This window comes from Bacillus sp. LR_5 (genome assembly GCF_042709275.1).
Map to the genome: position 1 here is coordinate 1 of NZ_JAVAXX010000301.1, position 7285 is coordinate 7285.

7 protein-coding genes are annotated in these 7285 nt (G+C 43.6%); 2 read left to right on the top strand and 5 right to left on the bottom strand.

Annotated features, from left to right (window positions below):
- Positions 1–49 precede the first annotated feature (49 nt).
- Both sspE and fabL read right to left on the bottom strand, forming a co-directional pair.
- Entirely contained in the window at positions 50–304 is a 255-nt protein-coding gene (gene sspE, locus RAC86_RS32495) for a gamma type acid-soluble spore protein SspE (protein WP_003233541.1), read from the bottom strand.
- Between the two features lie 68 nt (positions 305–372).
- Entirely contained in the window at positions 373–1125 is a 753-nt protein-coding gene (fabL, locus tag RAC86_RS32500) for an enoyl-[acyl-carrier-protein] reductase FabL (RefSeq protein WP_003223262.1), read from the bottom strand.
- An 81-nt stretch (positions 1126–1206) separates the two neighbouring features.
- Between fabL and RAC86_RS32505 the strand changes: the two genes are divergently transcribed.
- The gene (locus RAC86_RS32505) at positions 1207–1431 is read left to right on the top strand and encodes a hypothetical protein (RefSeq protein WP_003233542.1); all 225 of its coding nucleotides are present in this window, start codon (positions 1207–1209) and stop codon (positions 1429–1431) included.
- A gap of 7 nt (positions 1432–1438) precedes the next feature.
- Here RAC86_RS32505 and mutY read toward each other — a convergent pair whose 3' ends face one another.
- Entirely contained in the window at positions 1439–2548 is a 1110-nt protein-coding gene (gene mutY, locus RAC86_RS32510; protein WP_151262090.1) for an A/G-specific adenine glycosylase, read from the bottom strand.
- Positions 2549–2763: 215 nt separating this feature from the next.
- Here mutY and RAC86_RS32515 point away from each other — a divergent pair, with 215 nt between their 5' ends.
- Positions 2764–3747, top strand: coding sequence for a metal-dependent hydrolase (locus tag RAC86_RS32515; RefSeq protein WP_014476212.1), 984 nt, complete (start codon positions 2764–2766; stop codon positions 3745–3747).
- Here the strand turns inward: RAC86_RS32515 and RAC86_RS32520 are convergent.
- On the bottom strand, positions 3740–6325 hold the full coding sequence (locus tag RAC86_RS32520) for a YfhO family protein (RefSeq protein ID WP_377886487.1): 2586 nt from the start codon (positions 6323–6325) through the stop codon (positions 3740–3742). The two genes, RAC86_RS32515 and RAC86_RS32520, sit on opposite strands and share 8 nt — an antisense overlap.
- A gap of 71 nt (positions 6326–6396) precedes the next feature.
- Positions 6397–7285, bottom strand: an 889-nt coding sequence (locus RAC86_RS32525) for a glycosyltransferase family 2 protein (RefSeq protein WP_377886488.1), incomplete at its 5' end; no start/stop codon positions are given.

Sequence of the window (7285 nt, forward strand, 5' to 3'; positions counted from 1 at the left end):
AAAAAAGCACTTCCACCCGAAGATGAAGTGCTTTTTTCTGTTTCAGTGATTAGCTGTTTTGTTGTTTGTTTTGTTCAGCAGATTGGTTTTGCTGTCTTACCTGCTGTGCGTCAGTTTCACTAGCGAATTCAGTGCCGAATTGACCTTGTTGTCCAGCTGATTGCTGGTTTTGTTTTCTGACTTGCTGAGCGTTTGTTTCGCTAGCAAATTCAGTGCCAAATTGACCTTGACCAGCAGCTGATTGTTGGTTTTGTTTTCTAACTTGTTGAGCGTTTGTTTTGCTGAAGTTATTTGAGTTAGCCATTGTTATCACCTCCACGGTCATTAGAATGTGCAGGTGATCGTATAGCTATTCCTCTTTTTTAAAAATTTTTAAACGAGCAGTGAGCGTCCGCCGTCAACGATAATTGTCTGTCCGCGGATCATGTCAGCCTTGGAAGACACTAGAAACTCCACAGTATCAACCATGTCTTTAATTTCGACCATGCGTCCCGCCGGCGTGTTTTGGCGCGCATCCTCAAGCAGATCTTCTCTATTCGGGAAGTGTTTCAGCGCATCTGTGTCGATCGCTCCGCCTGAAACAGCATTGACGATAATTTGTTTTGGTGAAAGCTCAACGGCAAGATAACGGGTTAAAGCCTCTAACGCTGCTTTTGATACACCGACCGTGGTGTAGTTTTCAAGATAGCGGATAGAGCCTAATGAACTAATGCTGACAATATGCCCGCCACCGTTCTTCTCCATTAGCTTGGCAGCTTCCTGAGCGCAGAAAAGCAATGCTTTCGCATTAATGTTCATCGTCCAGTCCCAGTGTGTTTCTTCTAATTCCATGACAGGTCTTAGTACTCCTGAAGCGGCATTATTGACAAAAACATCAAGTCTGCCGAACGTTTCATCAATTTGCTGAAACATTTCTTTGATTTTTGCAGGCTGTCCTACGTTTGCTTTTACGACAAGCACTTTAACGCCAAGCTTTTCGATTTCTTCCGCTGTTTCTAATGCTGCTTTTTTGCTGCGTGCATAGTTAATGACGATGTTATAGCCGTTCTCAGCAAGTCTGATCGCGGCCGCTTTTCCGACACCGCGGCTGCTTCCTGTTACGAGTGCACATTTATTTTGTTCCATTTTTCCTCATCTCCTTGTAGCGTATAGTTCTTTTATTTCCACAAACAATAATGGCAAGAACTTTAAAGGGGGTCTTCTGTTATGTATGTCGGACGTGATATGAGCGAATTGAACATGGTTTCCAAAAAAGATTGGAAGAACAGTGAACTCGCTTATTTTCATCATGCCTTTCAGCAAATTATGCCTTATTTGAACGAAGAAGGCCAATCAAAATACCGGGAATTAACGCAAGAAATTGAAGCGCGCGGCGGAATGAAGCGCAATGAAGCGGACTACAGCCACGGCACGCGCGTCTCTTACGATTAAGAATGGTTTACGGAGCAGCCGAGATGGCGGCTGCTTCTACTGCCATCTTCCAGATTTTTTGATGTGACACCGGGAACGCAAATTGGTCGAGCTCTTCTTTCGTTACTTTTTTCAGCTTGCTGGTATCCGACACTTGTTTTACTTTACCGAAAAACACTGAAATATTCCATACCAGGTGGGTGAAAACATGCTCGACTACACCTTGCAGATCACTGATATCAGCTTGTATGCCATATTCGTTTTCTAAGAAAGCAATGAGCTGTTCACGCTCAGTTTTGATCCCTTTTTGTGTTTCAAGATTCGGGAATTCCCACAGGTTGGCGAGCAAACCTTTAGACGGCCGTTTGTGGATATACACTTGTCCGTCTTCATCAGTCAGTACGATCGCGGCCATGGTTTTGATCCCGGGCTTTTTCTTTTTGCTTTTTACCGGAAGCTCCCGTTCAGTGCCTTCTTCAAATGCTGAGCAATGCTGCTGAACCGGGCAAAGCAGGCATGAGGGTGATTTTGGCGTACAGATCAAGGCTCCAAGCTCCATCAAGCCCTGATTAAATTCAGATGGTTTTTCTTTGGAAATAAAAGCTCGTATGGCGTCTTCAAAGATCGTTCTTGTTTTTGGTTTGGCAATATCATCCCAAATAGATAGAATTCTGGACATGACACGCATCACATTTCCGTCAACCGCGGGAATGGGTTTATTGTAGGCAATGCTGAGCACCGCTCCCTTTGTATAAGGGCCGACGCCTTTTAACCCGCCAAAATCTTTCTCGTCTGGAGGAACAATGCCGCCGTATTCCTGTTTCACTTCTTTTACCGCGCTTTGCAGGTTTCTGACTCGCGAATAATAGCCGAGCCCTTCCCATGCTTTCAGCACCTTTTCTTCATCAGCATCAGCGAGCGCTTCCACTGTCGGGAATTGTTCTACAAACCGGAGAAAGTAAGGAATCACTGTCTCTACTCTCGTTTGCTGCAGCATCACTTCAGATACCCACACTTTATATGGATCTTGGTCCTCTCTCCACGGCAGAACGCGCTGCTCTCGTTCAAACCATGAGATTAAATCATCGCGAAATTGCTGTATGTCTTTTTGTTTTAATTTGTCTTCAAGTACGTTCATATGTGTTTCTCCCCAGTCTTTCGCGCCCCGCTTTTCTTTAGACTGTTTTTTGTTGTACACTAAGGGCACAGTACGATAATATGTTACATTAAATAGTAATAAAGAAAAAGCGGAAACATATGAGAACGATTGAATCAGTTTAAAAATTGGGTATATGAAAATGGGGAATTTCTTACAAAGTGAATGTGCAGGATCACCCTGCAAGGAGGTCACCTATGGATACGGGCACACATGTCGTTATGGGCATCGCACTGGGCGGTATTGCGACGCTTGATCCTGTTGTCGGATCAGATCCGGCAATGGCTCACGCTGTTATGATCGCAACGCTTGCGGGCTCTCAGGCTCCGGATATTGATACTGTGTTAAAGCTTAAAAACAATGCTGTTTATATAAGGAATCACAGAGGATTTACCCATTCAATTCCCGCCGTTTTGTTTTGGTCTGTCATCATCCCGGCGATTCTGTATTTATTTTATCCTCAGGCCGATTTTCTGCACCTGTGGCTGTGGACACTGCTGGCAGTCGTTCTGCATGTCTTTGTTGATATATTCAACGCCTATGGAACACAAGCCATTCGTCCGTTTTCGAAAAAATGGGTTGCGCTCGGGCTGATTAATACGTTTGATCCGTTTATTTTTATCAGCCATCTGGCAGCTATCGCGATTTGGTATGCAGGCGGGAGTCCCGGCATCACGTTTCTCAGCTTATATATCATATTGGCAGGCTACTACTTGGTGCGCCTGATCATGCAGCTGAGAATTAAACGGAAGCTTCATGAGATGATTCATGATGAGATCGAAAGCATTATTATTTCTCCAACGATGAAATTCAGGCAATGGCGAATCGCAGTGACGACAGCACATGCTTTCTATGTAGGAAGAAGCATGGAAGGACATGTCGTGATTCTGGATACATTTAATCGGGTGCCTGTTCCTGAAACCGATGTAATGCATGCGGCAAAGCAGGATGATAACATCGCGGCGTTTCTGTCCTTTTCTCCGGTTTACCGGTGGGAAGTGGATACGTTTAAAGATCATTATGAGGTGAGATTTATCGACCTGCGTTATCGGAGCAAAGGCCATTATCCGTTTGTCGCAATTGTTCATATCGGCCATGATCTCACGATTCGTTCATCCTATACGGGATGGATATTCAGCGAAGAAAAACTTCAGAAAAAATTAAAGCTCGGCTCTATATAGAGCCGGGCTTTTTACGTCTTATATAGAAAACAGCAAGCAGCAGACTGACGAGAGATATGATCGCCGATATTTTGAAGTATGGCGGATAGTAAGTCAGCTCAATGTGATTGTCTCCCTTTTGCGCCTTGAAGCCTATAAAAGCATAATCCGCTTTTTCGATCTTCTGTGTTTTTCCGTTGATCTTCAGCTCCCAGCCTTTTTCATATGGGATCGGAAGCATGATGTACTGGTCTTTTGACAGATGATAGGAAAAGGTCAGTCGATTTTTGTTCCAATTCAGTTTGTCTGCTTTCTCTGTTTTATTTTGCATTACAGCGTTTTTCAGCGTTTGGTAATTTTCTTCATAGAGCGCTATGTTTCTCAGCTCATAGGTTCCTTTCGGAAGATTGATTGAGATATGGCCTGATTTAGGCACTCTTACCGTTATATTATTTACTCCGGTTTTATATATCGATTTGTTCGATTTCCTTGTTGTGACATAATCATTTACCTTTAACGTAAATCCTTTGTCTTTTGCTTTGCTTTTCAAATAAAAGCTGACATAGTAGTCTCCCGCAGCGGATGATGGCTGTTTCGGGGTGATGATCAGCTCTCCTCCGTTTTCTCCAGTTACGGTTAGCAGCCCGTTTTGATACTGGGCTTGTTTTGCGGTGATGTCCGACTTGGTGATCAAATTGGACGGTTTTGGTGTCTGCTCCGTTTTTCCTGATGGATCTTTTAATATGATTCCTTTCAGCATCGCCTGTTCTTTCGCAAGAGCGGGCAATCGGTCCAGCTCACTTTCGCTGTATATGGCATCCGCTGTTTTGACGAATGGAAGCATGTACTGATTCTCATAAACTGCATAATGCTCTGTTTCTAAATGCTTTTTGAAGCCGTACGGGACGCTGGCTTCGTTTGTTTTTTCGGTCATATAATATTTGCCGTAAAGCAGGCTGTATAAATTCGCCCTGTCTCCCAATGACGCGTAACGGCTGACGCTTTCCCTGCCCATATCGATGCTTAAATCATTCCAATAGAAGGCCAGCAGATCTTTGTTTAAAATGCTGGAATACGCGCTGAAGCCATTAAATCCGTAAATGATTGGCGTATTATTGCGGACCCCGTTCATCCAGTCGATTCTCATGAGCGGATCATCGTCTTCCTTCTGTAAACGTCTGATGAGCTCAGATGATTCCCGCCCTCTGTATTCCTCACTTGTAAGATATTCTTTTGTCACACTATCCAAATCGCCGCCTTCTGAGAGTGCGTATTTTTGATAGGAGTTGGCGACAAACAGCGAAGAAAGAATGATTATACCGTACACAGCCATTTTTGCCCGTTTTTTCGCAAAAGCTGCAGCAAACAAGGCTGCGATTGTCATGAGTAAGAGCAATAGAATACTTTCATTCGCAGGCTTCCATATATCGAGCTTATACCTTTGAATATGATACAAGTAAAGAAGCAGGACGACAGCTGCGGCCGGGAGCAGTTCTTTCCGTTTCAATTCAGACAGCTGTGACAAACCAGCCGCAGCTGCTCCTGCAATGGTAAAGGCCAGAATATATTCAAACCGGTTTTGCGGGGCGGAAAAACCGTTAAAGACGCTTGCCGCATACGGACTGAAATGAAACAGAATAAACAGCAGGCTCAATCCGGCAAAGAGACGAAACACACGGTTTTTGTAAAAAGAAATAATAAACAAAAACAGCAGAAAAGCGGCCGGCACAATGATGATCCGGCTCGAAAATAAGATATTATCATCGAAATTGAGCCACTCTATTTTCTGGCTGTATGGAGGGCGCAGGTTGTTTAAAAAACCGTATACTACGGGCACAAACGCCGCCGCACTGATGCCAAAAGAAATGAAGCCTGAAACCAGAAATAATCTGATTTGAATCCATCTTTTCTCTTCATGTGGTTCCAAACGGATCAGCCATCTGAACAGCACATAGATTCCGATGAATATAAGGTTTATGTATGCAAAGTAAAAATTATTGATTAACGTCAGCGAACACGCAACGATAAACCACGCCGGACGCTGCTCTCTAATAATTTTTTCTGCGCCGAAAACAAGCAGCGGAAGCCAAACCATTGTATCGGTGAAAAATTCCCAATACGCTTCGTGACGGAAATAAATAATTGAGACGCCGTATAACACAGCTCCCGTGAACGATGCCGCCCTGTGCTTGAGAAGATAATGAAAAACAGAAGCGGACGTAAAGATGATCAAGCTCAATTTAAAAATACTGATGAAAACAGCTGACTCTGCCCAAAAAAGCGTATCCGCTTCTCCGATCAGCTGGACGGCTTGAAGCAGCCAAACAGCGGCAGACACAGCAAGAAAAAGAAAAGACGCAGAAAAATAATAGCCGAGCTGACTGAATGTGCCGCCGCCAAGTCCGAATGAATAATTGTAGAAAAAATTCCCGTGTGTATATTGGTCAAATAATAATTTTTTAAATACGATCATTTGCGCAAGCCCGTCACCCGGACCTGTCATATACCTGCCTTCCGCCCATTCTTTCACAAAAAAAGCGTGTGCCAGAACGGACACCAGCAAACTGGCCGCATAGATCATGATATGTTTTCTTTTCATATAAATTCTCCAGTCTTGCTTTTAAGATAATAGACACGCAAAAAAAGCACTGCCAATGGCGCTTGGTATTTTCAGTGCATTTTTGTCAGACGCCGCATGCTTTTTAATTCATTCGTTTCAGGCAGGTCTTTGTTCGGGATATTCGCCTCTTTGATCAAATAATGCGGGCGTTTTTTTGTTTCATAATAGATTCGGCCGATATATTCGCCTATAATTCCGAGGCTTAACAGCTGTACTCCGCCGAGAAATAACACTGCTGAGATAATAGTAAAATACCCTGGCACAGAAATACCGTTAGTCAGAATTTTAACGAATGTGGCAATGATATAAATGATGGAAAGCAGCAGGATGAAAATGCCTGTATAAAAACATAATCTCAGCGGCTTATGATTAAATGAAACGACGCCGTCCATTCCGTAGTTAAACAGACTGCTGAACGACCATTTGGAGGTGCCGTTTTTTCGTTCGACATTTTCATAAAATACAATTTTCTGATCAAAGCCAATCCAGCAAAAAAGGCCTTTTGAAAAGCGGTTTCCTTCGCTCAGCTTCAAAAGTGCATTCACAGCTTGGCGGCTTAACAATCTGAAGTCACCGACACCGTCACGCAAATCGACTTCCACCGCTTTATTAATGAACTTGTAATACATAGATGATAAGAGTGAGCGGACAAAGCTGTCCCCTTTTCTGTTCCTTTGGGCAATGACTTGGTCATACCCTTCTTCGTAGCCTTTGATAAATTCCTTCAGCAAATATGTCGGATGCTGTAGATCGGCATCCATTACAATAACCGCCTCGCCCTGAACATGCTCAAAGCCCGCCAAAATCGCGGCTTCTTTTCCAAAATTCCGAGAAAAAGATATATACTTCACCCGGCTGCACGTCGCTGCCAAGTCTTTGATCTGCTGAAGCGTGTCATCAACACTTCCGTCGTTTATGAAGAATATTTCATAGTCATAA

Bases quoted from the DNA above. Each gene is read 5' to 3' on its own strand.
- sspE (WP_003233541.1), bottom strand. From the start codon at position 304: ATGGCTAACTCAAATAACTTCAGCAAAACAAACGCTCAACAAGTTAGA.
- fabL (WP_003223262.1), bottom strand. From the start codon at position 1,125: ATGGAACAAAATAAATGTGCACTCGTAACAGGAAGCAGCCGCGGTGTC.
- RAC86_RS32505 (WP_003233542.1), top strand. From the start codon at position 1,207: ATGTATGTCGGACGTGATATGAGCGAATTGAACATGGTTTCCAAAAAA.
- mutY (WP_151262090.1), bottom strand. From the start codon at position 2,548: ATGAACGTACTTGAAGACAAATTAAAACAAAAAGACATACAGCAATTT.
- RAC86_RS32515 (WP_014476212.1), top strand. From the start codon at position 2,764: ATGGATACGGGCACACATGTCGTTATGGGCATCGCACTGGGCGGTATT.
- RAC86_RS32520 (WP_377886487.1), bottom strand. From the start codon at position 6,325: ATGAAAAGAAAACATATCATGATCTATGCGGCCAGTTTGCTGGTGTCC.